The following is a 26711-nucleotide window of genomic DNA, read 5'->3' as shown; positions in this document are numbered from 1 at the left end:
GGGGGTCGTCCGCGTGGCGTGCGGCCAAACCGCCGTGGCTGCTGCGAGGATCGCGTCGAACGGGTCGGCTGAACCCCGGAGACGTGGAGATCGCCTGTGACGACGGAGACCACCTCAACCAAACAGATGCCGCTGCTGACGCTGTCGGCGATGGTCGTCGGGTCGATGGTCGGTGCAGGCGTGTTCTCGCTGCCGCGGAACTTCGGGTCCGCGACCGGTGGCCTCGGCGCACTGATCGCCTGGGCGATCGCCGGCACCGGAATGCTGATGCTGGCCTTCGTCTTCCAATCGCTGGCCATCCGCAAACCCGACCTCGACGCCGGTGTGTACGCCTACGCGAAGGCCGGCTTCGGCGAGTACCTCGGCTTCTTCTCGGCGTTCGGGTACTGGGCAAGCACGTGCGTGGGCAACGTCAGCTATTGGGTGCTCATCAAGTCGACGCTCGGCCAGGTCATTCCGATCTTCGGGGCGGGCAACACGGTGCCCGCGATCCTGCTCTCGACCGTGTGCATCTGGGCCTTCCACTTCATGGTGCTGCGCGGCGTGCAGGAAGCCGCGACGATCAACAAGATCGTCACCGTCGCCAAGCTGGTCCCGATCCTGGTCTTCATCGTGATCATGCTGTTCTACTTCGACGCCGGAGTCTTCGCCGACAACTTCATGGGTGGAGACGCCTACTCGGAGTCGCTGTTCGAGCAGGTCCGCGCGACCATGCTGGTGACGGTGTTCGTCTTCCTCGGTATCGAGGGCGCGAGCGTGTACTCCCGGTACGCCCGCAGGCGGGAGGACATCGGACGCGCCACGGTGCTCGGATTCCTCAGCGTGCTGGCCATCTTCGCGTCGGTGACGATGGTGTCGTACGGCATCATGCCGCGCGACGAGCTGGCCGAGCTGCAGCAGCCGTCGATGTCGGGGGTGTTCGAGTCCGCGGTCGGCACCTGGGGTGCCTGGTTCATCAGCATCGGGCTGATCATCTCGGTGCTCGGCGCCTACCTGGCGTGGACGCTGATGGCCGCCGAGGTGCTCTTCGTCGCCGCAGAAGACCGCGACATGCCGTCGTTCCTGGCGCGCGCCAATGGCCGCAACGTGCCGATGGTGGCGCTGCTGTTCACCACGGTGCTGATCCAGCTCGTGCTGGTCACCACGCTGTTCTCCGACGACGCGTTCACCTTCACGCTGAAGCTGTGCAGCGCGCTGTCGCTGGTGCCGTATCTGCTCGCCGCCGCGTACGCGCTCAAGCTGGGTTGGACCCGTGAGACCTACGACGAGCTGCACCCGGAAAACCGCACCAAGGAGCTGATCTTCGCCGCCGTCGCCACCTTCTACACGGCGTTCATGATCTTCGCGGCTGGACTCGAGTTCCTGCTGCTGTCCTGCATCGTCTACGCGCCGGGCACCATTCTGTTCGTACTCACCCGCCGAGAAGCGGGCAAGCGACTCTTCTCCCCCTGGGAGGCGGCGCTTTTCGCCGCCGTCACCCTCGGCGCCATCGCCGGAATCGTCGGCCTCGCGACCGGCACGATCACCATTTAGGAGTGCAACGATGACCGTCCCCGCTACCCTCGGCGTCCACTCGGAGGTCGGCACCCTGCGCAAGGTGCTGGTCTGCGCTCCCGGCCTCGCCCACGAGCGGCTCACCCCGAGCAACTGCGATGACCTGCTCTTCGACGACGTCCTGTGGGTACAGAACGCCAAACGGGACCACTTCGACTTCATGACGAAGATGCGGGACCGCGGCGTCGAGGTCGTCGAGCTGCACAACCTGCTCACCGAGACCCTCGGGGTGCCCGGGGCGAAGGACTGGCTGCTGGACCGCAAGATCGTCGCGAACGAGGTGGGACTCGGCCTGGTCGAGGACGTGCGCGCCTACCTGGAGAGCCTCGACAACCGGACCCTCGCCGAGTTCCTGATCGGCGGCCTGGCCACCTCCGACCTGCCCGACGACTTCCGTCCCGGCTACTTCTCCCTGGCCCGCGAGCAGTCCGGTGTCCGCGAGTATCTGATGCCGCCGCTGCCGAACACCCTCTACACGCGGGACACCACCTGCTGGATCTACGGCGGCGTCACCCTCAACCCGCTGTACTGGCCGGCGCGGCACGACGAGACCCTGCTGATGAGGGCGATCTACACCTTCCACCCCGACTTCACCGCGGCCACCGTGTGGTGGGGCGACCCCGAACAGGACTGGGGGATGGCCACATTCGAGGGCGGCGACGTGCTGCCCGTAGGGAACGGCGCGGTGCTCATCGGAATGAGCGAGCGGACCTCCCGGCAGGCGATCACCCAGGTGGCGCAGTCGCTGTTCGACGCGGGCGCCGCCGAGCGGGTGATCGTCGCGGGGATGCCGAAACTGCGCGCCGCGATGCACCTGGACACCGTCTTCACCTTCGCGGACCGCGACCTGGTCACCGTCTTCCCGGACATCGTCGACGGCATCCACACCTTCTCGCTGCGCCCCGGAGACAAGGCACCCGAGGTGACCGAGGAGAGCAAGCCGTTCGTCGACGTCGTCGCCGAAGCACTGAACTTCAAGAAACTGCGTGTGGTTCCGACCGGCGGCGGCCACTACGCGAACGAGCGTCAGCAGTGGGACAGTGGCAACAACCTCGTCGCCGTCGAACCGGGCGTGGTGTTCGCCTACGACCGCAACACCCACACGAACTCGGCGCTGCGCAAGGAGGGCGTGGAGGTGATCACCATCGTCGGTGCCGAACTCGGGCGCGGTCGCGGTGGTGGACACTGCATGACCTGCCCGATCGTCCGGGACGCCGTCGACTTCTGACCGCGTGGTCAGACCCGCCGCATCACCGACACGACCCTGCCGAGCACCACGGCCTCGTCGCCGTCGATGACCGGGTAGGCGGCGTTGCGCGGCTCCAGGTAGACGTGTCCGCCGCGCCGCCGGTACACCTTCACGGTGGCTTCGCCGTCGATCATCGCGGCGACGATCTGACCCGAATGCGCCTCGTGCTGCTGGCGCACCACGACGATGTCGCCGTCGCAGATCGCGGCGTCGACCATGGACTCGCCCCGCACCCTCAACCCGAACACGGTGCCGGACCCGACCAGCTCCCGAGGCAGGGACAGCACGTCGTCGGTGTGCTCCTCGGCGAGGATCGGCGCGCCGGCGGCGATGTCGCCGACCACGGGCACCGCCACCGAGTCGTCAGAGGCGGTGCCGGTGGCGGTGCCGTGCAGGAACGGGCGGACATCGATCGGCCGGGAGACCGCGGCGCTGCGGCGCAGGAATCCCTTGTCCTCCAGTGCCTTCAGGTGCCGAGACACCGTCGAGGTGGAGCGCAGCCCGACCGTGTCCGCGAGCTGGCGGGTGCTCGGCGCGAAACCGTACTCGACCACCCAGTCCCGGATCGTCACGAGAATCTGCTGCTGCCGCGGCGGCAACGCCGCAGGGTCGAGGCCGCCGAAGGGGTCGAGGTCGTCGTATCCGCTCACGGGGCGTGATCGTAGAGGGCGCTGCCGACACCGCCCGCAGCCCGCTCACCCCCGGAACGGCCGAAGGTGCCCTTCGTTCGGTTGACGCGAACGAAGGGCACCTTCAGTCGATAGGAGTCGAGCTCAGTGGCCGCCGTTGGCCTTCAGCCGGTCGAACGCCTCCGCGATGACCTTCTCGGCCTCGTCACGGCCGACCCAGTCGGCGCCGGTGACGTGCTTGTTCGGCTCGAGATCCTTGTAGTGCACGAAGAAGTGCTTGATCGCGTCCAGCTCGAACTGCGACACGTCGGAGATGTCCTGGACGTGGTCCCAGCGCGGATCGCCCGCGGGCACGCACAGCACCTTGTCGTCGCCGCCGGCCTCGTCGACCATCTTGAACATGCCCACCGGGCGGGCCTCGACGATGACGCCGGGGAACACCGACTCGGGCAGCAGCACCATCGCGTCCAGCGGATCGCCGTCCTCGCCGAGGGTGTTCTCGATGTAGCCGTAGTCGGCCGGGTAGCCGAACGAGGTGTAGAGGTAGCGGTCCAGCTTGACGCGGCCGGTCTCGTGGTCGACCTCGTACTTGTTGCGCTGACCCTTCGGGATCTCGATGGTGACGTCGAACGACACGCGTTTCCTCGCTTTGCCTTCAGGTGGATGGTGCGATCGACAGGGTAGCCCGTCAGGGATAATGGCGGTGAACTACATGGAGCGACCAATCGGAGGGACGTTGGCGAAGGCAGGGGCGAAGGACCGCAAGATCGGGTCCCTGGCCGCGCAACGACGGAAGCGGGTCCGGATCCTGCTCGGGACGGTCGCTGTCGTGGCGATCGGCGCGACAGTCGCGGTGCTCGTCGTGCAGCGCCCGGACCTGGGCTTCGGCGCCAGCGCAGTCACCACCACGGTCGCAGCACCGCCCCCGGTGCTGGCGACACCGCAGGTCGCGCCGGTCCCCGCGGACGCCCCGGCGCCGAGCCCCGCGGCCCTGGCCGCGGCCCTCGGTCCCGCGCTCGCCAACCCCGCGCTCGGATCGTTCACCGGCGTCGTCTCCGACGCGATCTCCGGGACCGTGCTGTGGAGCCAGGGCCCCGACACGCCGATGATCCCGGCGTCCACCACCAAGGTGCTCACCGCGGCGGCGGCGCTGCTGGCGCTGCCCGCCGAACATCGCGTCGCCACCCGCGTCGTGCAGGGCGCCGAGCCCGGCCAGATCGTGCTCGTCGGCGGCGGCGACGTGACGCTGACCGCCCAGCCCGCCGGGCAGCCCGGTTTCTATCCGGGCGCGCCGCGACTCGAGGACCTGGTCACGCAGATCCGCGGCGCCGGCGCCGCCGTGCAGTCCGTCGTCGTCGACACCGGCGCCTATGCCGGACCGCCGATGGCACAGGGCTGGTCACCCGGCGACGTCGCCGCCGGGTACATCGCGCCGATCGAACCGGTGATGCTCGACGGCGCCCGCCTGCAACCGCTGGAGGACGAGTCCCCGCGCAGCGGAACACCCGCGCTCGACACCGGGCGCGCCCTCGCGGCCGCGTTCGGGGTCGCCCCCGACCGGGTCACCCTCGGCACGGCGCCGTCCGGCGCGGCGCCGCTGGCGTCGGTCGAGTCCGCGCCGCTGCGCGACCGGCTCGCCCAGATGATGGGGCATTCCGACAACGTGCTCGCCGAGGCGATCGGCCGGGAGGTCGCGGAGCAGGTCGGCTCGGAACCCTCGTTCGCCGGCGCGACCGCGGCGATCACCAAGACCCTCGCCGGGGCCGGATTCGACCTGGGCGGCGTCACCCTGCACGACGCCAGCGGACTGTCGGTGGACGGGCGCATCCCGGCCCGCCTGCTCGACCAGGTCCTGACCGCCGCGACCGGCGACGCCCAGCCGAAGCTGCGGCCGATGCTCGACTACCTGCCCGTCGCTGGTGCGACCGGCACCCTCTCCGAGCGGTACGGCAACGGCTCCGGCGCCGGCTGGGTGCGCGCGAAGACCGGCACCCTCTCGCAGGCCAGCGCCCTCGCCGGGTACGTCACCGACGTCGGCAACCGGGTGCTGACCTTCTCTCTGATGTCGAACGACCGATCGCCGGACGTCAGCCGACCCGCCCTCGACGCCATCGCCTCCACACTGCGGTCCTGCGGGTGCACATGACCGGTGAGCGGTCCGGGGGACTCGGTGGCGCGGTCGACTGGGAGTTGGCCGCACGCACCGGCGTCCGCCTGGTCCGCCCCGGTCCGCGCACCAGTCGTGCGGCCGCCGAGGCGGTCGTCGCGGAACTGTCCGAGGCCTCGGTGCGCGCCGAGGGCCCCGTCCGCGACGTGACCGGGCTCGCCGACGGACTGCCGGTCCCGCAGGCGCGGGTGGTGGACCGGGCCGGCTGGATCCGGGCCGCGTCCGCGTCGATGGCGAACCTGACCGGCGACGACACCGACACCGACAGCGGTCTGCTGCGCGGCCGCCCGGCCGGTGTGCAGGCCGGCGCGATGCTGGCCTTCCTGTCGTCGGCGATCCTCGGCCAGTACGACCCGTTCACCGGCGAACACGGCACCCTGCTGTTGGTGGCGCCGAACGTCGTCGGGGTGGAGCGGGCCCTCAAGGTGCCGTCCGCTGACTTCCGGCTGTGGGTGTGCCTGCACGAGGTGACGCACCGGGTGCAGTTCTCGTCCGCGCCCTGGATCGCGGACCACATGCGGGAGACGGTCGCGACCCTCGGCGCGGCCGGAGACGACTCGGTCGCCGACCTGATCGGCAGGCTCGCCTCGGCGTTGCGGGCCCGACGATCCGGTCAGGAGCAGGCCCCCGAGGACCGCGGCGTGCTCGGGTTGCTGCGCGCCACCCAGGCCGAACCGCAGCGCGAGGCGCTGGACCGGCTGCTGATGCTCGGCACCCTGCTCGAGGGGCATGCGGACCACGTGATGGACGCGGTCGGGCCCGACGTCGTCCCGTCGGTGGCCCGGATCCGGCGCGCGTTCGACGCGCGGCGCTCCCGCCAGACCAATCCACTCCAGCGACTGCTGCGGGCACTGCTGGGGATCGACGCGAAGATGGCGCAGTACGTGCGCGGCAAGGCGTTCGTCGACGCGGTGGTCGGCGAGGTCGGGATGGCCGCGTTCAACACGATCTGGACCGGCCCGGAGACCCTGCCGCGCACCGGTGAGATCGAGAACCCGAAGGCGTGGATCGGCCGGGTCCTGTCATGACCGACGGCCCGCCGGCGGGCACGACCGGCGGCCCGCCGCGACTGCCCGAAGGGCCCGCGTTGCTCGAGGTACGACACGCGGTCCGGCGCTGGGTCGCAGCACACCGTCCGTTGGACGGCGTCGCGGTCGCGCTGTCGGGAGGCGCCGATTCGCTGGCCCTGACCGCCGCCGCCGTCGCCGAGGCAGGGCCCGTGCACGCGCTCGTCGTGGACCACCGGCTGCAGGCCGGCTCCGATCGGGTCGCCGAGCAGGCCGCCGGCCGCGCCCGTCTGCTCGGGTGCGCCTCGGCCCGGGTGCTGCCGGTCGACGTGACCGGGAAGGGTGGGCTCGAGGCCGCGGCCCGCAGCGCCCGGTACACGGCGCTGGACGCGGCTCGTGACGGGCGCCCGGTGCTGCTCGGTCACACCCTCGACGATCAGGCGGAGACGGTGCTGCTCGGGCTGGCCCGCGGGTCCGGACCCCGGTCGATCGCCGGGATGCGGGAGTGGAACGACCCGTGGGGGCGACCGTTGCTGAGGGTCCGCCGCGCGGTCACCGACCATTCCTGCGCGGAACTGGGACTGCAGCCCCACCGGGACCCGCACAACGCGAGTCCCGCGTTCACCCGGGTCCGGGTGCGAACCGAGGCACTGCCGCTGCTCGAACAGATCCTCGGCGGCGGCGTGGCCCCGGCGCTGGCCCGCACCGCCGAACAGCTCCGCGAGGACGGCGAGGTGCTGGACGCGGCGGCCACCGAACTGCGGCGCGCCGCGACCGTGCACTTGGAAACGGGGCGTGACGAACTCGACACCGAGGTCCTCGTCACCGCCCACCCGGCGATCCGTCGCCGCGCCCTGCGCGAATGGTTGCAGGTCAGCGGCGTGAACGGGCTGACCGAGCCGCAGTTGCGGGCCGCCGACGACCTCGTCGGGCGGTGGCGAGGCCAGGGCGGTGTCGCCCTCGGCGGCGGCGGACGGGATGTCAGGTTGGTGCTGTCCCGGCGGCATGGCAGGCTGTCGGTCGGGTTCGTCGCGCGCGAGCCAGAGCGGGTCAGCAATGAGCCGGATCGGTAATGAACAAAGGGGCTAGCGCCGTGTACGAAGGCGATATCGCATCGGTTCTGATCTCCGAAGAGGAGATCCGCGAGAAGACGGCCGAGCTGGCCGCCGCGATCGCCGAGAAGTTCCCCGACGGTTCCCCTGAAGGGGACCTGCTGCTGGTCGGCGTCCTCAAGGGCGCGATCTTCTTCATGACCGACCTGGCGCGGGCGCTGCCGATTCCGACGCAGATGGAGTTCATGGCCGTCAGTTCGTACGGCTCGTCCACCTCCTCGTCCGGCGTCGTCCGCATCCTCAAGGACCTCGACAAGGACATCGCCGGCCGGAACGTGCTGATCGTCGAGGACATCATCGACTCCGGGCTCACGCTGTCGTGGCTGATGCGGAACCTGTCGACTCGCAACCCGGCGTCGCTGACGGTGGTGACGCTGCTGCGCAAGCCGGAGGCCACCAAGATCGACGTGGACGTCGAGTGGGTCGGCTTCGACATCCCGAACGAGTTCGTCGTCGGCTACGGCCTCGACTACGCCGAGCGCTACCGCGACCTGTCGTACATCGGCACCCTCGACCCCAGCGTCTACGGAGGCTGATCGGCACCGCCGCTGTGGCGGTTGATCGGCACCGCCGCTGTGGCGGTTGATCGGCACCGCCGATGTGGCGGCCGACCGTCCGGGATCTGGGTGGTCACCGGGCATAATCGACGGATGGATCCCGACTTCACCGTCGCCTCCATCGCCGAGCGGGTGCGCAACGGCGCGCTCAGCCCGATGGCGGCCGTCGACGACGCACTGACACGGATCGCGGAGCGGGACCCGCGGCTGGGGGCGTTCGTGACCGTCCGCTCGGATGCGGCGCGTGCGGAGGCGGCTGCGGTGGCCGCTCGCCCTGATCTGACGGCGCTGCCGCTGGCCGGGGTGCCGATCGCGATCAAGGACAACGTGCCCGTCGCCGGGCATCGCCTCGGCAACGGCTCGCAGGCGAGTCCGGTCACGCCCGCGACCGCCGACCATCCCGTGGTGGCGCGACTGCGCGCCGCAGGCGCGGTCCCCGTCGGCCTGACCGCGGTCCCCGAACTGTGCGTGTGGGGCGCCACCGACACGCCGGACGCGATCACCCGCAACCCCTGGAATCCCGGCCTCACCTCCGGCGGATCGTCCGGCGGGTCCGCCGTCGCCGTCGCGTCGGGCATGGTCCCGGCCGCGCACGGCGCCGACGGCATGGGGTCGATCCGCATCCCGTCCGCGGCGTGCGGGGTGTTCGGCATCAAGCCGGGACGCGGGGTGGTGCCCGCCGAACTCGGCGTGGACTCCTGGTTCGGCATGTCGGAGAACGGGCCGATCGCGACGACCGTCGCAGATGCCGCCCTGCTGCTGTCGGTGATGGCGGATCGCCCGGATCTCGCCGAGATCGCCGACCCGGGATCGTTGCGGATCGCGGTGTCGGTGCGGGCGCCGCTGCCGATGGTCCGCGTCGACCCGCACTGGCGGGCCGCGGCGGAACGGGCGGCCGCCGTGCTCGGCGGGGTGGGGCACCACGTCGCGACGGCGTCGCTGCCGTATCCGGTGAATCCGGTTCCGCTGCTGGCCCGTTGGACCGCCGGTACCGCGGCCGACGCGGCCGGACTGGACTCGTCGCTGCTGCAGCGGCGTACCCGGGGCCATGTGGCACTGGGCAAGGTGCTGGCCCGCACGGTGAAACCCGAGCAGGTCGCCCGGCTGGACCGGGCGCTGAGCGGGTTCTTCGCCGAACACGACGTGGTGATCACGCCGACGCTGGCGGCGCCGCCGATCGCGGCGACGAGGTGGAGCGACCGCGCGTGGCTCGCGAACCTGGTCGCGAACATCCGGTACGCGCCGTTCCCGTCGCTGTGGAACCTCGCCGGCTGGCCGGCGGCCAGCGTCCCGGCCGGGATCCACCCGACGACCGGCACCCCGCTGGGCGTGCAGATCGCGGCTCCGCCCGGCGGCGAGGGCCGCATCCTCGCGGTGGCGGCACAGTTGGAGCGGCTGTTGCCGTGGCAACGGGTCGCTCAGGTGTGAGGGGGAGTCCGAGACTCGGCAACGGCGCGGCGGTGCCGCTCTACGTCAGGTCCGGACTCCGATGCGCGTGGGAGACCACTCGCTCGAGCGCGTGCAGATCCGTCTCCAGCTGCCGGAACAGCCAGTAGGCGCCGACGAACGCGAAGATCGCGCCGACCGAAAGCACCCGGACCGCGCCGATGATCTCCGGTATCTGCTGCGGGGACAGGAAGGTCACGCCCGCAACCGCGACCAGCGGTACCGACGCCGCGACCGCGAGGTAGCGGGTGCTGCGACGGTCCAGGCCACGGAGGTTGCGGTCGTCGTCGCTGCTGCTGATGCCGTACGGCAGCAGCACCGGATACAGGTAGCGGACGGCGTAGAAGGTGACGAAGAAGAACGGGTAGGCCACGGCGATCGCCCCGCACACGATCAGCGAACCCAGGAAGTGGACGTACGCGCCCGCCGGGATGCCGCCGGTGAGGATCTGCAGGGTCACCGGGTAGACCAGGCCGGCGATTGCCCACAGCCCGAAGACCACCACGACGACGCGGTCGCCGAGCAGCAGCGTGTCCGTGCGCGCCCGGGCCAGGGTCTGGGCGTCGTAGCGGCGCCCCTTGCGCAGACCGCGCGGCACGGTCAGCGGATATCGGCACATGTACAGCAGCACGATCGCGCCGAGCGGGAACGCGACGGCGTTGATCACGTACTGGATCTGCTCGAAGTGCCGCTGCACCAGCGGGGCGAGCGTGCTGATGATCAGCGTCTTGTTGTGGTGATAGTTGTAGGCGCCGGCCAGCGCGTTCGGGATCACCACCGCGGCGATCAGGATCGGGACCGCCCAGCGCTGCAGAGCTGACCGCCAGCGGCTCGGCGGCGGGTCGACGAGGGCTCGTGCGTGCTGGTCCAGGCACAGGTCGAACTGCCGGGCCAGCTCGGCGCCGCTCGGCCAGCGTCGTTCCGGATCCGGGTCCAGGCAGGTGCGCAGCACACGCCGCAGCGTCGCCGGGCAGTCCGGGGGCAGGCTGCCGTCCGCCTCGGGCCCGACCCCGGCCTCGCGGAGGGCGACCATCCGGTCGAGCGCGACCGGGTCGGCGGGGTCGACATCGGGGAAGGGCCTGTGCCCGGTGAGCAGCTCCCACAGCACCACCCCGAGCCCGTAGATGTCGCTGCGGGTGTCGAGGTCGGCCGCGGCGCCGGGCAGTCCCGGGTGGCATGCGCACAGCTGTTCCGGCGACATGTAGGCGAGCGAACCGCCGAAGTAGGCGACGGGGCTGGTACCGGCGATCCGGTCGCTGAAGCTGATGTTGAAGTCGGCGAGCTTGGGGACGCCCTCGGCGGTCAGCAGCACGTTCGCGGGCTTCACGTCGCGGTGCAGGACTCCGTGCTTCCCGGCGTAGTCGAGTGCCTCGGCGAGGCGGCTCCCGATCCACGCGACGGTTTCCGGCCACGACAGCGCCGCGATCTCGTCGCGCACGCTCGAATCGCTGGGCCGGATCTCACCCTTCGCGTCGAGGGTGGCGTCGATCGCCGCGAGCAGCAACGCCCCGGATCGCTGCCCGGCCGGGGTGTCGCGCACCCGGCGGAGCACCCCGAGCAGCGTGCCGCCGGGCACGTACTGCATGTACAGCAGCTTCATCTCCAGGTCGGGGACGACGCGCTGGTCGAAGACCCGGACGATGTAGTCGTGGTCGAGTTGGGCGAGCGTCTCCGGTTCGGTGCCGTGGTCGCGGGAGATCTTGACCGCGACGAGCCGCTGCAGCGACCGCTGCCGGGCCAGGAACACCCGCGCGAAGGCGCCGCGGCCGAGCGCGACGAGCAGGTCGAAGTCGTCGACACGCTCACCGACGTCGAGGTCGTCGAGGGTGCGGCGGTCCCCGGCGGGGAGGGTCGACAGGTCGTCGGGATGGGCGGGATCACGCGCGGTGCCGGTCATCAGGTCCTCGAGTTCACCGGCCCGTTCGGGGACCTCGCGGGAGAGCTCGTTGGCCGACTCGGCGGTGTCGGTGAACGCAGCCGTCTGCTCGGCCGCGTGGGCCGCGGTCGTCGGGTCGGGAATCGATCGGGAGTGGCGCTGCGTCATGACATCTACCCGTGGCCGCTTGCGGCCGTGACCTGCCGTGGAGGAGCCTCGAACCTTCAGGATAGTCCCGACCGGTGCCGCTCCAGCGGCGTCGACGGGTTCAGAACGGCCACCCGGGCAGCTCGGGCAGGTCGGGGCGGGTGGGCCGGCCGATCAGCCAGGACAGCAGCTCGGCCCGCGGCAGGTCGGGGAGTTCGACGTCCGGCGCGACGGCCGCGAGTTCGGGCAGCTGGGTGTCGAGCGTGGACTCGACGAATTCCGTCGGCCAGTCGGTGCAGCTGTAGCCGAGGTCGAGGTCCAGGTGGTGGATCTCGAGTTCCCGCCACCGCAGCACCGGGATGTCGCGGGCGGTGACCGGTTTGCGCCACTTCACCGGGGTGTCGAGCCGGTCGGGCGCGGCGGCGCGAAGGTCGTCGACGAGCCGACGGCCTGCGAAGCGCAGATCGGCGGTGAGCAGGTTCACGGGCCGGTCGGCGCCCTCCTCGATCGCGGCGGCACGCGCGTCGGGGCCGCCCGGGTACATCTCGTTCGCCGTTCCGGCCCGGACTCCGAGCACGAACCGGCGCAGCCCGTCGGCGTTGCGGGCGAGGTGGGTGATCACGTGGCCGCGGCTCCACCCGGGCAGCGCCGACGCGGCCCGCGCCCGGGCAGCGGTGAGGGTGGTCAGTGTCTCCTCGACACGTGCCTGCGACCGCGCGACCTGATCGACAACCTCGGCATAGGACAGCGTCATGGCTGCAGACAGTAGTGGTCGCCGCCACGCCCGGCGCGATCTTGGAACCATCGCGCCCTCTCGCGCGTTGGAGCAAGGGAGTCGTGCACGCACACGGACGTGCTAACGGCGATCACCGGTGGTGTTCGCGGTAATCTTTGATTGTCCGGTGAGCAGCCGGAACGCCGGCGCACCGAGCTCGACCCGAGCTGTAAGGCTCGACCGGAACTGGAAAGGACTGGCCCCAGCGGCTGAACCTGTATGAACCGCAAGACAGTGTTTCGCAACCTGGCGATCGTCGCCGGCATCCTGCTGATCATCTATGCGTTCAGCTACTTCGGCAACGACACCCGCGGGTACAAGAGTGTCGACACCTCGGTGGCGATCGCGCAGCTCGACGCCAAGAATGTCACCGACGCGCAGATCGACGACCGGGAGCAGCAGATCCGGTTGACCCTCAAGCAGGGCAACGAGGCCACCGACAACTCGACGCAGATCATCGCGAAGTACCCGAGCGCCGCCTCCGAGCAGATCTTCACCGAGGTGCAGCAGGCCGGGCTCGACAAGTACAACACCAAGATCACGCAGCAGGGCTGGCTGACCCAGATCCTGCTGTTCGTGCTGCCGATGGTGATCCTGCTCGGCCTGTTCGTCTTCGTGATGGGCCGCATGCAGGGCGGTGGCCGCGGTGGCGTGATGGGCTTCGGCAAGTCGAAGGCCAAGCAGCTGTCGAAGGACATGCCGAAGAACACGTTCGCGGACGTCGCGGGCGCCGACGAGGCCGTCGAAGAGCTCTACGAGATCAAGGACTTCCTGCAGAACCCGGCCCGTTACCAGGCGCTGGGCGCGAAGATTCCGAAGGGTGTGCTCCTGTACGGCCCGCCCGGTACCGGCAAGACGCTGCTCGCTCGCGCGGTCGCCGGTGAGGCCGGGGTGCCGTTCTTCACGATCTCCGGTTCGGACTTCGTCGAGATGTTCGTCGGTGTCGGCGCCTCGCGCGTCCGCGACCTGTTCGAGCAGGCCAAGCAGAACAGCCCCTGCATCATCTTCGTCGACGAGATCGACGCCGTCGGCCGCCAGCGTGGCGCCGGCCTGGGCGGCGGTCACGACGAGCGCGAACAGACCCTCAATCAGCTGCTCGTCGAGATGGACGGCTTCGGCGACCGCACCGGCATCATCCTGATCGCCGCGACGAACCGCCCCGACATCCTGGACCCGGCGCTACTGCGCCCGGGCCGGTTCGACCGGCAGATCCCGGTCACCAACCCGGACCTCGCTGGCCGCCGCGCGATCCTGCGGGTGCACTCGCAGGGCAAGCCGCTCGACCAGCACGCGGACCTCGAGGGTCTGGCGAAGCGGACCGTCGGCATGTCCGGTGCCGACCTGGCCAACGTCATCAACGAGGCGGCACTGCTCACCGCCCGCGAGAACGGCGCGGTGATCACCGAGGCCGCGCTCGAGGAGTCGGTCGATCGTGTGATCGGCGGCCCGCGGCGCAAGAGCCGGATCATCAGCGAGCACGAGAAGAAGATCACCGCGTACCACGAGGGCGGACACACGCTCGCGGCGTGGGCGATGCCGGACATCGAGCCGATCTACAAGGTCACGATCCTCGCCCGCGGGCGAACCGGTGGTCACGCGATGACGGTCCCCGAGGACGACAAGGGTCTGATGACCCGCTCGGAGATGATCGCGCGACTGGTGATGGCGATGGGTGGCCGTGCCGCCGAGGAACTGGTGTTCCACGAGCCGACGACCGGCGCCTCCTCGGACATCGACCAGGCGACCAAGATCGCCCGCGCGATGGTCACCGAGTACGGCATGAGCGCCAAGCTCGGCGCCGTCAGGTACGGCCAGGAGCAGGGCGACCCGTTCCTGGGCCGGTCGATGGGGCAGATGTCGGACTACTCGCACGAGGTGGCCCGGGAGATCGACGAGGAGGTGCGCAACCTGATCGAGGCCGCGCACACCGAGGCATGGTCGATCCTCAACGAGTACCGCGACGTCCTCGACGTGTTGGCGGCGGAACTGCTCGAACACGAGACGCTGACCCGCAAGGACCTGGAGAAGATCTTCACCAGCGTCGAGAAGCGGCCGCGGATCACCGCGTTCAACGACTTCGGTGACCGCACCCCGTCGGAGAAGCCGCCGATCAAGACCCCGCGCGAGCTGGCCATCGAGCGCGGTGAGCCGTTGCCGGAGGAGCCGTCGCGCACGCCGACGTTCGCGACTCGGGAGGCGGTCCCGGCCGGGCCGTCCACCCCGCAGGCGGGGATGCCGCAGGCCGGCGTCCCGCAGCAGGGTGTTCCGCAGCCGCCGCAGAACGGCTACCAGGTTCCGCCCGCGGGCTACCAGCCGTACCCGCCGCCGCAGCAGCCGCAGGGGTCGATGCCGGACTACGGCGCCCCGGCCGGGTGGTCGGCGCCGGGCTGGCCTCCGCGCGGTGAGGCGCAGCACGCCCGCCCCGCGGGCAGCCCGTATCCGGAGCAGGCGGAGAACCCGTATGCCGGGTACCCCCAGTGGAACCCGCCGCCGCACCCGCCTCAGCCGACGCACCAGCCTCAGCCGACGCACCCGAACCCGCCGGTGGAGGACAAGGACGTCTCCACTCAGCGCTGGGAAGGGCCGAACGGACAGCAGTAGGTCGCGACGCATAGTGTTTTGCACGGTCCGTCCCGAAACGGACCGCGGACGCGGGTTTCGAACGAAGTGGAGGTGCGATCAGGTGTCGGTTCATCAACTCGGTGGCGTGGGAACGAATGAGGCAGACGAGGTGCTGCGGTCGATCGAGACCGGTCGTGCCTTCGACCAGCCTCGGGCCGAGGCGGCGGTCCGTGAGCTGCTGATCGCCGTTGGCGAGGACCCGGACCGTCCCGGCCTGCTCGACACCCCGGCGCGGGTGGCGCGGGCGTACCGGGAGGTGTTCGCGGGCCTGTACACCGAGCCCGACGAGGTGCTGAACACGACGTTCGACGAGGGACACCAGGAACTGGTGCTTGTCCGCGACATCCCGCTGTACTCCACCTGCGAGCACCACTTGGTCTCGTTCCACGGGGTCGCGCATGTCGGGTACATCCCGGGGGCCACGGGCCGCGTGACCGGGCTGTCGAAGCTGGCGCGGCTGGTCGACCTGTACGCGAAGCGCCCGCAGGTGCAGGAGCGGCTGACCAGTCAGATCGCCGACGCGATGGTCCGCAAGCTCGATCCGCGCGGTGTCATCGTCGTCGTCGAGGCCGAGCACCTGTGCATGGCGATGCGCGGCATCCGCAAGCCGGGCGCCAGCACCACCACGTCGGCGGTCCGGGGCATCTTCCAGTCCAGTGCCGCCTCGCGTGCCGAGGCGCTGGATCTCATCGTCCGCAGGTGACCGTGCTCCCGACGCCGGGGCGCTGCGTCGTGATGGGTGTCCTCAACGTCACCAGCGACTCCTTCTCCGACGGCGGCCGGTACCTGGACAGGGACGCGGCCGTCGCGCACGGGCTGGAGTTGCGTCGGCTCGGCGTGGACATCATCGACGTCGGCGGTGAGTCGACGCGTCCCGGCGCCCAGCGCGTGGATCCGGACGTCGAGGCCGGTCGCGTGGCACCGGTCATCGCCGACCTCGTCGCAGAGGGTATCCCGGTCAGCGTCGACACGATGCGCGCCTCCGTCGCGGAGGCGGCGATCGAAGCGGGCGTGAGCGTCGTCAACGACGTTTCCGGCGGACGCGCGGATGCGGCGATGGCGTCTGTCCTGGCCGATGCCGGGCTGCCGTGGATCCTGATGCACTGGCGGTCGGCCGGCGAGTACGTGCACGCGGGTGGGGTGCTGCACTACGGCGACGTGGTCACCGACGTGTGCGACGAGCTGATGCAGTCGGTCGACGCCGCGGTCGGCGCCGGTGTCGACCCGTCCCGGCTGATTCTCGACCCGGGCCTCGGGTTCGCGAAGACCGCCGAGCACAACTGGGCCCTGCTCGGCGCGCTGCCGAGGCTGAACGCGCTCGGGTTCCCGGTGCTCATCGGGGCCTCCCGCAAGCGGTTCCTCGGCACCCTGCTTGCGGATGCGGACGGTGACCGCGTCCCCGACGGCCGCGAGGTCGCGACCGCGGTGGTGTCGGCGTTCGCCGCTCGGCAGGGCGCCTGGGGAGTTCGGGTGCACGATGTGCGTGCGTCACGGGATGCGATCGCGGTGGAGCGGGCATGGTCCGCGGCGGAGGAGGTCGGTGATGTCTGACCGCATCGAGTTGCGCGGGCTGAAGGTGCGCGGAAATCACGGGGTGTTCGAGCACGAGAAGCGCGACGGCCAGGACTTCTTCATCGACGTGACGGTCTGGCTCGACCTCGCGCCGGCCGCCGCCTCGGACGATCTCTCCGACACCCTCGACTACGGCGCGCTGGCGCAGACCGCTGCGGACATCGTCGCCGGTCCACCGCGGGACCTGATCGAGACGGTCGCCGCCGAGATCGCGGAGGCGGTGCTGCGTGACGAGCGGGTGAGCGCGGTGGAGGTGACCGTGCACAAGCCGTCGGCGCCGATCCCGTTGACGTTTGCGGACGTGGCGGTGGTCGCCCGGCGTTCCCGCGAGGGTCTGCGCCGATGAGCCGGGCGGTGTTGTCGATCGGATCGAACCTCGGTGACCCGCTCGCGAACCTGCGGTCGGTGGTCGAGGGGCTGGGCCCGCGGCTGGTCGCGGCGTCCGGGGTGTACGCCACCGCGCCGTGGGGCGGCGTGGAACAGCAGGACTTCCTCAACGCGACGCTGATCGTGGACGACCCCGATCTCGACTGCCGGGGCTGGTTGACCTTCGGTCAGGGACTCGAACAACAGGCGGACCGGGTTCGGGACGTGCGCTGGGGTCCGCGCAGCCTGGACGTGGACGTGGTGGATTGCGACGGCGTGGTCAGTGACGACCCGGAGCTCACGCTGCCGCACCCGCGCGCCCACCTGCGCGCGTTCGTACTGATGCCGTGGCTGGAGATCGAGCCGGACGCGGTGCTGGTCGTCGACGGCTCGCAGGTTCGGGTCCGCGATCTGCTGGCCGGGCTCGACCGGACGGAGACGGCGGGTGTCCGCCGCACCGACGCGGTCCTGGTGACGTCGTGATGAAGCCCACGCGGGTCCGTGACCTGCTCGGGTTGGCGCTGTTCGCGGCCCTCGCCACCTGGCTCCTCGTCCGGACCTTCTACGGTTCACTCCCTCCGATCTCGATGTTTGCGGGTGCATCGCTGTATCCGGTGGCGCTGATCGAGGTGGTCCTGGCGTTCGTGATCCGGGCGCGCGTGGAGGACCATCGGATCGGCACGGACCGGCATCAGCTGCACCCGATCACCGCGGCCCGCGCGGTCGCCCTTGCCAAAGCGTCCGCCCTGGTCGGTGCGGCGAGTGCGGGGGTGTGGCTCGGTCTGCTGCTGTTCCTGTTGCCGGAGCGGGCGGAGGTCGACGCGGCGGCACAGGACACCACCGGAACGTTGGTGGGTTTGGTGGGTGGCGTGGCCCTGGCCGCCGCGGCGATGTGGCTCGAACATTGCTGTAAGACGCCGGACGAGCCCCCGGACGAACCGGCGATGTAGTTCGCGCAGGTACGGGAATCGCCGTGGACGTACTCCGGAGTAGTCGTCGGCGACGGCTATCCTGGGCGCCATGACGCTTTCTGGTCGCGCGGGTTCGATGCGGAGAAACAAGCGCAGCGCGAGCCAGATGATCGTGGCCGGCCTCGTGGTGCTGGCTGTGGTCGCAAGCCTGTTCCTGATCTTCAGCGACAGCGTGCAGGTGCTGCGCATCGGTCTGATGGCTGCGCTGTGGGCCGCTGTCATCGGCGCAATCGCGATGACCCGCTACCGCCGGGAGTCCGCGGCGGACAAGGCCAAGATCCGCGACCTGCAGACCGTGTACGAACTCCAGCTCGAGCGGGAGATCAGTGCCCGCCGCGAGTACGAGGCCGGGGTCGAGGCGCGGGTGCGCAGCGAAGTGAACGTCGACGTGTCCGAGATCGCGGCACTGCGGGTCGAACTCGCCGCCCTGCGCGGCAGCCTCGAGGTGCTGTTCGACGGTCGTCTGCCCGCCGACCGGGTGGCGATCGAGGCCGAGGGGTCCCGGATGGGCCAGCTCTCGGCCGCGCGCGAGGGCGTCCGGCCACCGGTACCGTTCGCGCCGAATCCCGCGTACGCCGATCCCGGGTCCGGCCCCACCTTCGCGACACCGTTCGACGAGCCGGTGACGGCGGAGGTGTCCGTGGTCGGGGAGGAGGACGAGCCGACGGATGCGGGCCAGCCCCCGAGGGTGGCGGCGCCGCAGTCCCTGCAGCCGCAGCCCGCACAGCCGCAGCCCGCGAAGCCACAGCCGCAGCCGCAGCCGCACTCGCGGTCGGCCGAGTCGGGACCGCGGAAGCCGGTGCCGGCGCAGGCGGCGACACCGACACCGCCGAAGACCTCGACGGATGCGCCCTCGACCGGTGCGCCCCGGATCGATACGTCCGTGGCCGAGGTGCCTGCCACCGATGCACCCGCAGGCCCGACGCCGGAGGACGAACTGGCGCCGCCGTCGCGCCGCTCACGGCGCCGCTCGACCGAAGACGAAGTGGGACCCGGTGATGTCGCCGGGGCCCACTCGAGCGGGCTCACCGTCGCCGAGATCATGGCGAACATGCAGGCCGCGTCCCCGGATTCGGAGGGCCCCCGGGCGGGTCGCCGCCGTCGCGAGTGAGCCATAGATCACTTTCTCGACCATGGCGGCGCGTCGGAGTTGCCGACTATCCTCGCTGTGAACGTCCGGTACCCGCACCGCGGGACTGGAACGAACGAGAGGAACAACGGTGACCTCATCAGAGATCACTCGAGACGGGTCTTTTCCGGACCCGGCGCCCGCACGACTGACGGTGGGAATCGTCTCGGCGGGACGCGTCGGCACCGCACTCGGTGCGGCACTCGAACGAGTCGGCCACCTGGTGGTGGCGTGCTCCGCAGTATCCGACGCCTCGGTGCGCCGTGCCGAGCAGCGTCTGCCGGACTCCGAAATTCTGCCTGCCGCCGATGTCGCGGCCCGCTGCGAGCTGCTGATCCTGGCCGTCCCCGACGACGAGCTCGCGGACCTGGTGCACGGCCTTGCCGCCACCGAATCGGTTCGGCCTGGGACCCTTGTCGCGCACACGTCCGGAGCGAACGGTATCGGTGTGCTGACCCCGCTGACACAGATCGGCGCGGTGCCCCTGGCGATCCATCCGGCGATGACGTTCACCGGACACGACGAGGACGTGGCCCGCCTGGCGTCGGCCTGCTTCGGGATCACCGCCGCGGACGAGATCGGATATGCGATCGCCCAGTCACTGGTCCTCGAGATCGGCGGCGAGCCCGTGCGGGTCCGCGAAGAGGTGCGGCCCCTGTATCACGCGGCCCTCGCGCACGGCAGCAATCACCTGGTCACCCTCGTGTCCGACGCGGTGGCGGCGTTGCGCGTGGCCCTGGCCGGGGACGAACTCTTCGGGCAGCAGGCCGTCGACGGTGCCCCGAACGGTGTGGCCGAGCGGGTGCTCGCGCCGCTGCTGTCGGCCGCGCTCGACAACGCGCTGCGCCGCGGTTCCGCCGCGTTGACCGGCCCGGTGGCGCGTGGCGACCGGGCCGCGGTCGCGACCCACCTGCGCGTGCTCGGCGAGGTGGACCCACAACTTGCGGCCGGCTATCGGGCGTTGTCGCTGCGGTCGGCGCAGATCGTCGGGGCGGACCCGGCGCTGATCGAGATGCTGGAGGACCAATCGTGAACGGCTACACGCGCGGCGAGCTGACCGTGCACCACGAGCCCGCCGAGCTGACGAAGGTCACCCGGGCGCTGCGCGGGGTCGGCAGGCAGGTGGCGCTCGTGCCCACCATGGGTGCGCTGCATGCCGGTCACCTGGAACTGGTGCGGCAGGCCAAGCTGCGGGGTGCGGTCGTGGTGGTCTCGATCTTCGTCAATCCGCTGCAGTTCGGAGCGGGGGAGGACCTCGACGCCTACCCGCGCACCCTCGACGCGGACCTGGAGCTGCTGCGTGGGGAGGGCGTGGAGCTGGCGTTCGTTCCGACGGCCGCCGCGATGTACCCGAATGGGCAGCGCACCATGATCCACCCCGGCCCCGTCGGGGCCGAGCTCGAAGGTTCCAGCCGTCCAACGCATTTCGCCGGAATGTTGACGGTGGTCGCGAAGCTGCTGCAGATCGTCTCCCCGAACACCGCCTGGTTCGGCGAGAAGGACTACCAGCAGCTCACGCTGATCCGGCAGATGGTCCGCGACCTGAACTTCGACGTCGAGATCCGCGGAGTCCCCACCGTGCGGGAACAGGACGGCCTGGCGCTCTCCTCGCGGAACCGTTACCTCGACGAGAACCAACGAGCCGCTGCTGCCACGATTTCCGCGGCCCTCGTCGCTGGCGCCCACGCGGCGGCCGGGGGACCGGAGGCGATCCTCGCGACTGCTCGCGAGGTGCTCGCCGCCACGCCGGAGGTCGAGGTGGACTATCTCGAGGTCCGCGGCGTCGATCTCGGTCCGGCCCCCGAACGGGGTGACGGGCGCCTGCTGGTCGCGGCCAGGGTGGGTTCCACCCGGCTGATCGACAACGTCGGTGTCGCTGTCGGCACCGGATTCCTCGAACGGGACACCGACTCCCAGACCACCTCCGCGGCGACCACCGCCGACGACCAGATCACCCGTTAGACCTAAGGGGCTGAACATGTTTCGCACGATGATGAAGTCGAAGATCCACCGCGCCACCGTCACCCACGCCGACCTGCACTACGTCGGCTCGGTGACCGTCGACCAGGACCTGATGGACGCCGCCGACCTGCTCGAGGGTGAGCAGGTGTGCATCGTCGACATCGACAACGGTGCCCGGCTCGAGACCTACGTCATCGCGGGTGAGCGTGGCAGTGGTGTGATCGGGATCAACGGTGCGGCAGCGCATCTCGTGAACCCCGGTGATCTCGTCATCCTGATCGCGTACGGCGTGATGAACGAGCAGGAGTGCCGCGACTACAACCCGCGCGTGGTGTTCGTCGACGCCGACAACCGGCAGGTCGAGTTGGGGTCGGATCCGGCGCACGCACCGGAGGGTTCGGGGTTGATCACTCCACGGATGCTGAGCACCCTGGAGAACACCTCGGCGCTGGTGTAGCCGTGCTGCTGGCGGTCGACGTCCGCAACACCACGATCTCGCTGGGTGTGTTCACCGGCAGCGGGGAACACGCACGGCTGGAGCAGGATTGGCGCATGCGCACCGACCCGCGGATGACGGCCGACGAGTTGGCGCTGATGCTGCGGGGACTGCTCGGCTCGCGGGTCGAGCAGATCGTCGGCGTCTCGGCGCTGTCGACGGTGCCGTCGGTGCTGCGTGAACTGCGGGTGATGCTGTCCCGATACTGGGGGCAGGTCCCGCACGTGGTGGTCGAACCCGGGGTTCGTACCGGGGTGCCGCTGCTGGTCGACAATCCCAAGGAGGTCGGGGCCGACCGGATCGTGAACAGTCTTGCCGCACACCATCTCTACGGCGGTCCGTGCATCGTCGTCGACTTCGGGGTCGCGACCTGTGTGGACGTCGTGTCGGAGAAGGGTGAGTTCCTCGGCGGCGCGATCGCCCCGGGGCTGGAGACCTCGACCGACGCACTCGCCTCGCATTCGGCTGCGCTGCGCAAGTTCGAACTGGTGCGTCCCCGCGCGGTGGTCGGGAAGAACAGCGTCGAGTGCATGCAGGCCGGCGCGGTGTTCGGATTCGCCGGGCTGGTGGACGGCCTGGTGCGGAGGGTGCGGGCGGAGCTGCCCGCGTTCGCGGGTGACGACGTGACGGTGATCGCGACCGGAGACAGTGCGCCGCTGGTGATGCCGGAGTCCGAGACCATCGCGCACCTCGAACGCGACCTCGCACTCGAGGGTCTCCGCATCGTGTACGAGCGCACCCAGGCCCGCCGCGCGGCCAAGCGTTCGCCGGTGGTGTGACCGACTTCTTTCCGCCCGAACCTTTGCCAGACTTCGAATCTGTGTCACACTGGTCGACGTGATTGCTCGCATGGTTGCTCAGGAGTGTTGTCGAGGCTGACTGCCGCCTCGACTCGGTTGAGGCACGTCCATTCGCCTCCGCTGTTCACATTCTCCTGGAGTTACTTCCATGCTTTCCACATCTGTGGTCTCCACCCTTGCGTCCGTTCCCGCCTCGCGACCGTCGGTGTCCCCGAGCCGGCTCCGCCCCGCTGACCTGCTGCGCATCACCGACGAGGGCGCGCAGGACGTGCTCGACGGCCGGTTCGCGCATCTGCTTCCCGCGGGCGGCCTCTTTCCCACCGAGCAGCGCTGGTCCACCCGGTTGCACGCGGACGACGACGTCGACGTCTGGTTGATCAGCTGGGTCCCCGGTGAGGCGACGGAGTTGCACGATCACGCCGGTTCTTTCGGCGCGCTCACCGTCCTCAGCGGATCGCTGGCCGAATATCGCTGGGGCGGAACCGAACTCAAGTACCGAACGCTGGACGCCGGCGACCAGGCGTCGTTCCCGCTGGGATGGGTGCACGACGTCATGCAGGCGCCTGACAGCGCCGCCGGACCCGGCCTGCCGACACTGAGCGTGCACGCCTACTCACCACCACTGACCGCGATGTCGTACTACGAGGTCACCGATCGCGGCAGCCTGCGCCGCACCCGCACCGAGCTCACCGATCTCCCGGAAGGACTGTCGGCATGACCATCGACGAAATGCTCGAGAATGCCCGCAGCGCCTACCGGCGCACCACCGTGTTCGAACTCGCGGACGCCGTCGCCCGGGGCGCCATCCTGGTCGACATCCGACCGCAGGCCCAGCGCGATCGCGAGGGCACCCTGCCCGGCGCGCTGGCGATCGAGCGCAACGTGCTCGAGTGGCGACTCGACCCGGCCAGCAACGCGCGCATCGCGTTGGCCGCCGACCACGACGTCGAGTGGATCGTCGTCTGCTCCGAGGGGTACACCTCCAGCCTGGCCGCGGCGGCGCTGCAGGAACTGGGTCTGCGCCGGGCCAGTGATCTGGTCGGCGGGTACCAGGCGATCCGGGCCGCCGGCCTGCTCGGCGTCGCCACCCGGTCCCGGCACCTGATCCGGGACACCGAGGCGGTCGCCGCTCACTGAGCGGCGGTCACGCCCGGCGTCGGCGGGTCCCGTCGGCCGCTTGGGACGACCGTCGCGGTCGCTCCTCACGGCGGGGCATTACCCTGGTCAACCGTGAGTGATGTAGCAGCCGAGCACGACGACACCCCCGAGCAGCTTCGTATCCGCCGCGAGAAGCGGGAGCGGATCCTGGAGCAGGGCGGGCAGGCGTATCCCGTCTCGGTGCCGCGCACCCACTCGCTGGCGGAGATTCGCGCGAAGTACCCCGACCTGGAGCCGGACACCGCGACCGGCGAGCAGGTCGGTGTTGTGGGCCGGGTGATCTTCGTCCGCAACACGGGCAAGCTGTGCTTCGCGACCCTTCAGGAGGGCGACGGCACCCAGCTGCAGGCGATGCTCAGCCTCGCGAACGTCGGTGAGGACGCCCTCGCCGCATGGAAGTCGGACGTCGACCTCGGCGACCACGTGTTCGTGCGCGGCGAGGTGATCAGCTCCCGCCGCGGCGAGCTGTCGGTGATGGCCGATTCGTGGCAGCTCGCGTCCAAGTCGCTGCGTCCGCTCCCGGTCGCGCACAAGGAGATGAACGAGGAGTCGCGCGTCCGTCAGCGCTACGTCGACCTGATCGTGCGGCCCGAGGCCCGTGAGATGGCCCGCAAGCGGGTCTCGGTGGTGCGGGAACTGCGCAACGCGCTCGAACGCCGGGGCTTCCTCGAGGTCGAGACCCCGATGCTGCAGACCATCGCCGGTGGTGCCGCAGCCCGGCCGTTCATCACGCACTCGAACGCGCTCGACATCGACCTGTACCTGCGGATCGCTCCGGAACTGTTCCTCAAGCGCTGCGTGGTCGGTGGCATCGAGAAGGTTTTCGAGATCAACCGGAATTTCCGCAACGAGGGCACCGACTCGACGCATTCGCCGGAGTTCGCGATGCTCGAGACCTATGAGGCGTACGGCACCTACGACGATTCCGCGACGATGATCCGCGAATTGATCCAGGAGGTTGCGCAGAACGCCCTGGGCACGCAAGTCGTCACGCTGGCGGACGGCACCGAGTACGACCTGAGCGGCGAGTGGAAGACGATGGAGATGTATCCGTCGTTGTCCGCCGCGATCGGCGTCGAGGTGACCCCGGACACCACCGTCGACGAGCTGCTCGCGCTCGCCGCGAAGGTGGGTCTCGAGGTGCCGAAGGACAAGGGTTACGGTCACGGCAAGCTCGTCGAGGAGCTGTGGGAGCACCAGTGCGGCGATCAGCTCCACGAGCCGACGTTCGTCCGCAACTTCCCGGTCGAGACGTCGCCGCTGACCCGGCAGCATCGCAGCCTGCCCGGGGTCACGGAGAAGTGGGACCTGTACGTGCGGGGCTTCGAGTTGGCCACCGGGTACTCGGAACTCGTCGATCCCGTCATCCAGCGCGAGCGGTTCGTCGATCAGGCGCGTCTGGCCGCGGCCGGTGACGACGAGGCGATGGCCCTCGACGAGGAGTTCCTCGCGGCGATGGAGCACGGCATGCCGCCGACCACCGGCACCGGTATGGGCATCGACCGACTGCTGATGGCATTGACCGGATTCGGTATCCGGGAAACCATCTTGTTCCCAATTGTCCGGCCGTCCGCGCGGTGATCGATTTCTAATAGATTTGCCATTATCCGACATTCGGTATTCTCGGTGCGGGGGTAGACTCGCGGAATCCGGTGCACGGGGCTCGGAATGCGCGTTATTGCGAAGGGAACTCGGGTCATGGCAAAGAAGGTCACCGTCACTCTGATCGACGACGTGGATCAGGAGTCGACAGCTGACGAAACGGTTGAGTTCGGGCTCGACGGGGTGACCTACGAGATCGATCTGTCGTCGGAGAATGCGGCCCGTTTGCGTGAGCAGCTCGAGGTGTGGGTTTCGCACGCACGCAAGTCGACGGGTCGTCGTCGCGGAAAGCCTGCTCAGGTCGCCGGAAAGTCCCGAGTGGCGGTGGATCGCGAACAGAGTGCCGCGATCCGCGAGTGGGCGCGGCGCAATGGCCATCCCGTGTCCGCCCGGGGTCGAATTTCCGCCGAAATCACCGAGCTGTACAACAAGGCAAACTGAACCACCACATTTCCCTGCCCGTTTCCCCTGTCCACGCATGGCTGCGCTGCTAGCCTGCGGGCAGGGGAAACGGCGTCAACAAAGGGGGGTGCGTGGTGCGAGTGCGAAATGTCTCCGGTGTCAGGCTCGGTGCCGCATTGTTCGCTGCGTTAATTCTTGCATCGGCGACTCTATTTCTCGGCGCCGGTAATGTCCGCGCGACACCGGCACCCCTCCCCGTTCCGTACCAGTTCCTGGCCGGCGTCCCGTTGGAACTCGGCAATCCCGGCGGATCCGCCCCGGGGTCGAACGACTGGAACTGCAAGCCCACCGCGGAGCATCCGGAGCCGGTCGTGCTCGTGCACGGCACCGCAGGCAACCGGCAGACCAACTGGGCGACCTACGCGCCTCTGCTGGCGAACGAGGGTTACTGCGTCTTCGCCCTGACCTACGGCGCCCACGAGGCTCTCCCGTGGCCGATCAGCGCCCTCGGTGGGATGGCCCCGATGGAGGAGAGCGCCGCACAACTCGGTGCGTTCGTGGATCGGGTGCTCGCCGCAACGGGCGCGCGGAAGGTCGACATCGTCGGCCATTCCCAGGGCACCCTCATGCCGACGTACTGGGTCAAGTTCCTCGGTGGCGCCGACAAGGTGGGGAAGTACGTCTCGCTGGCGCCGCTGTGGAACGGAGAGGGAGCGTTCGAGCTGGACACGAACCTCGCCGCGCTCCGTCAGGGCGGGCTCGACGTGGCCGGGCCTGCGATCGCCCCGCTGTGCTCCGCGTGCGGGCAGTTCGTCGCCGGATCCCGGTTCATGACCGCGCTGCGTGACGGCGGTGTCTACGCGCCGGGCATCACCTACACGAACATCATCACCCGGTACGACGAGGTCGTGATCCCGTACACGAGCGGCTACGAGGAGGGTCCGAACGCAACCAACATCCTCGTCCAGGACCGCTGCGACCGGAACTTCGGCGACCACCTCTCCATTGCCGGTGAACCGGTCGCGGCGACGCTCGTGCTCAACGCGCTCGATCCCGCGCATCCGCGACCGGTGCCGTGCGTGTTCGTCCCGCCGGTCGTCGGCTAGTACTGG

The 26711-nt window shown here is 69.9% G+C and carries 27 protein-coding genes; 23 read left to right on the top strand and 4 right to left on the bottom strand.

The annotated features are described in order from the left end of the window. Nucleotides 1–96: 96 nt before the first annotated feature. Nucleotides 97–1533, top strand: a complete 1437-nt coding sequence (locus ACWDU4_RS03045) for a basic amino acid/polyamine antiporter (protein ID WP_450112369.1) — start codon at nt 97–99, stop codon at nt 1531–1533. 10 nt (nt 1534–1543) lie between these two features. Then, a complete protein-coding gene (gene arcA, locus ACWDU4_RS03040; RefSeq protein WP_450112368.1) occupies nt 1544–2782 on the top strand; it encodes an arginine deiminase in 1239 nt (412 codons plus the stop codon). Between the two features lie 8 nt (nt 2783–2790). Here arcA and lexA read toward each other — a convergent pair whose 3' ends face one another. Then, the gene (gene lexA / locus ACWDU4_RS03035; protein ID WP_450112367.1) at nt 2791–3453 is read right to left on the bottom strand and encodes a transcriptional repressor LexA; all 663 of its coding nucleotides are present in this window, start codon (nt 3451–3453) and stop codon (nt 2791–2793) included. Nucleotides 3454–3576: 123 nt separating this feature from the next. Then, entirely contained in the window at nt 3577–4068 is a 492-nt protein-coding gene (locus ACWDU4_RS03030; RefSeq protein WP_450112366.1) for an inorganic diphosphatase, read from the bottom strand. Nucleotides 4069–4144: 76 nt separating this feature from the next. Between ACWDU4_RS03030 and dacB the strand changes: the two genes are divergently transcribed. From dacB to ACWDU4_RS03005, 5 genes are all read left to right on the top strand, one after another. Beyond that, the gene (dacB, locus tag ACWDU4_RS03025; RefSeq protein WP_450112365.1) at nt 4145–5578 is read left to right on the top strand and encodes a D-alanyl-D-alanine carboxypeptidase/D-alanyl-D-alanine endopeptidase; all 1434 of its coding nucleotides are present in this window, start codon (nt 4145–4147) and stop codon (nt 5576–5578) included. Beyond that, complete coding sequence (locus ACWDU4_RS03020) at nt 5575–6627, top strand: zinc-dependent metalloprotease (protein ID WP_450112364.1); 1053 nt, start codon at nt 5575–5577, stop codon at nt 6625–6627. The genes dacB and ACWDU4_RS03020 overlap by 4 nt, the downstream gene beginning before the upstream one ends. Then, the gene (gene tilS, locus ACWDU4_RS03015; RefSeq protein ID WP_450112363.1) at nt 6624–7679 is read left to right on the top strand and encodes a tRNA lysidine(34) synthetase TilS; all 1056 of its coding nucleotides are present in this window, start codon (nt 6624–6626) and stop codon (nt 7677–7679) included. Before ACWDU4_RS03020 ends, tilS begins: the two co-directional genes overlap by 4 nt. Nucleotides 7680–7699: 20 nt before the next feature. Beyond that, nucleotides 7700–8254 carry a hypoxanthine phosphoribosyltransferase gene (hpt, locus tag ACWDU4_RS03010; protein ID WP_450112362.1) on the top strand — a complete coding sequence of 185 codons (555 nt, stop codon included), beginning with the start codon at nt 7700–7702 and terminating at the stop codon, nt 8252–8254. Between the two features lie 114 nt (nt 8255–8368). After that, nucleotides 8369–9703 (top strand): amidase, encoded by a 1335-nt coding sequence (locus tag ACWDU4_RS03005; RefSeq protein ID WP_450112361.1) that lies wholly within the window; start codon nt 8369–8371, stop codon nt 9701–9703. Between the two features lie 40 nt (nt 9704–9743). On the opposite strand, the gene ACWDU4_RS03000 is transcribed toward ACWDU4_RS03005, so the two are convergent. Both ACWDU4_RS03000 and ACWDU4_RS02995 read right to left on the bottom strand, forming a co-directional pair. Beyond that, nucleotides 9744–11765: a serine/threonine-protein kinase gene (locus ACWDU4_RS03000; RefSeq protein WP_450112360.1), complete on the bottom strand. Its 2022-nt coding sequence runs from the start codon at nt 11763–11765 to the stop codon at nt 9744–9746. A gap of 100 nt (nt 11766–11865) precedes the next feature. Next, nucleotides 11866–12498 carry a maleylpyruvate isomerase family mycothiol-dependent enzyme gene (locus ACWDU4_RS02995; protein ID WP_450112359.1) on the bottom strand — a complete coding sequence of 211 codons (633 nt, stop codon included), beginning with the start codon at nt 12496–12498 and terminating at the stop codon, nt 11866–11868. Between the two features lie 240 nt (nt 12499–12738). Here ACWDU4_RS02995 and ftsH point away from each other — a divergent pair, with 240 nt between their 5' ends. From ftsH to ACWDU4_RS02915, 16 genes are all read left to right on the top strand, one after another. Continuing rightward, nucleotides 12739–15120, top strand: coding sequence for an ATP-dependent zinc metalloprotease FtsH (gene ftsH, locus ACWDU4_RS02990; protein ID WP_450112358.1), 2382 nt, complete (start codon nt 12739–12741; stop codon nt 15118–15120). Nucleotides 15121–15226: 106 nt separating this feature from the next. Then, nucleotides 15227–15844, top strand: a complete 618-nt coding sequence (gene folE / locus ACWDU4_RS02985) for a GTP cyclohydrolase I FolE (protein WP_450112357.1) — start codon at nt 15227–15229, stop codon at nt 15842–15844. Further along, nucleotides 15841–16692, top strand: a complete 852-nt coding sequence (folP, locus tag ACWDU4_RS02980; RefSeq protein WP_450112356.1) for a dihydropteroate synthase — start codon at nt 15841–15843, stop codon at nt 16690–16692. Before folE ends, folP begins: the two co-directional genes overlap by 4 nt. Further along, on the top strand, nt 16685–17059 hold the full coding sequence (folB, locus tag ACWDU4_RS02975; protein ID WP_450112355.1) for a dihydroneopterin aldolase: 375 nt from the start codon (nt 16685–16687) through the stop codon (nt 17057–17059). The genes folP and folB overlap by 8 nt, the downstream gene beginning before the upstream one ends. After that, entirely contained in the window at nt 17056–17562 is a 507-nt protein-coding gene (gene folK, locus ACWDU4_RS02970) for a 2-amino-4-hydroxy-6-hydroxymethyldihydropteridine diphosphokinase (protein WP_450112354.1), read from the top strand. The genes folB and folK overlap by 4 nt, the downstream gene beginning before the upstream one ends. After that, nucleotides 17562–18029, top strand: coding sequence for a DUF3180 domain-containing protein (locus ACWDU4_RS02965; protein ID WP_450112459.1), 468 nt, complete (start codon nt 17562–17564; stop codon nt 18027–18029). Before folK ends, ACWDU4_RS02965 begins: the two co-directional genes overlap by 1 nt. Nucleotides 18030–18099: 70 nt before the next feature. Continuing rightward, the gene (locus ACWDU4_RS02960) at nt 18100–19161 is read left to right on the top strand and encodes a DUF6779 domain-containing protein (protein WP_450112353.1); all 1062 of its coding nucleotides are present in this window, start codon (nt 18100–18102) and stop codon (nt 19159–19161) included. Nucleotides 19162–19270: 109 nt separating this feature from the next. Next, nucleotides 19271–20212: a Rossmann-like and DUF2520 domain-containing protein gene (locus ACWDU4_RS02955; protein WP_450112352.1), complete on the top strand. Its 942-nt coding sequence runs from the start codon at nt 19271–19273 to the stop codon at nt 20210–20212. Further along, nucleotides 20209–21141: a pantoate--beta-alanine ligase gene (gene panC / locus ACWDU4_RS02950; protein WP_450112351.1), complete on the top strand. Its 933-nt coding sequence runs from the start codon at nt 20209–20211 to the stop codon at nt 21139–21141. The genes ACWDU4_RS02955 and panC overlap by 4 nt, the downstream gene beginning before the upstream one ends. A gap of 16 nt (nt 21142–21157) precedes the next feature. Next, entirely contained in the window at nt 21158–21598 is a 441-nt protein-coding gene (panD, locus tag ACWDU4_RS02945) for an aspartate 1-decarboxylase (protein ID WP_450112350.1), read from the top strand. 2 nt (nt 21599–21600) lie between these two features. Beyond that, complete coding sequence (locus ACWDU4_RS02940; RefSeq protein ID WP_450112349.1) at nt 21601–22416, top strand: type III pantothenate kinase; 816 nt, start codon at nt 21601–21603, stop codon at nt 22414–22416. A 169-nt stretch (nt 22417–22585) separates the two neighbouring features. After that, on the top strand, nt 22586–23155 hold the full coding sequence (locus ACWDU4_RS02935) for a cysteine dioxygenase (protein ID WP_450112348.1): 570 nt from the start codon (nt 22586–22588) through the stop codon (nt 23153–23155). Further along, nucleotides 23152–23574: a rhodanese-like domain-containing protein gene (locus ACWDU4_RS02930; protein WP_450112347.1), complete on the top strand. Its 423-nt coding sequence runs from the start codon at nt 23152–23154 to the stop codon at nt 23572–23574. Before ACWDU4_RS02935 ends, ACWDU4_RS02930 begins: the two co-directional genes overlap by 4 nt. Nucleotides 23575–23667: 93 nt before the next feature. After that, on the top strand, nt 23668–25176 hold the full coding sequence (gene lysS / locus ACWDU4_RS02925; protein ID WP_450112346.1) for a lysine--tRNA ligase: 1509 nt from the start codon (nt 23668–23670) through the stop codon (nt 25174–25176). A 117-nt stretch (nt 25177–25293) separates the two neighbouring features. Next, nucleotides 25294–25638 carry a histone-like nucleoid-structuring protein Lsr2 gene (locus ACWDU4_RS02920; protein ID WP_450112345.1) on the top strand — a complete coding sequence of 115 codons (345 nt, stop codon included), beginning with the start codon at nt 25294–25296 and terminating at the stop codon, nt 25636–25638. Between the two features lie 101 nt (nt 25639–25739). After that, entirely contained in the window at nt 25740–26705 is a 966-nt protein-coding gene (locus ACWDU4_RS02915) for an esterase/lipase family protein (RefSeq protein ID WP_450112458.1), read from the top strand. The last annotated feature ends 6 nt before the right edge of the window (nt 26706–26711 follow it).

Source organism: Rhodococcus sp. NPDC003348 (assembly GCF_053589375.1).
This window is presented reverse-complemented; position numbering and strand designations above follow the sequence as displayed.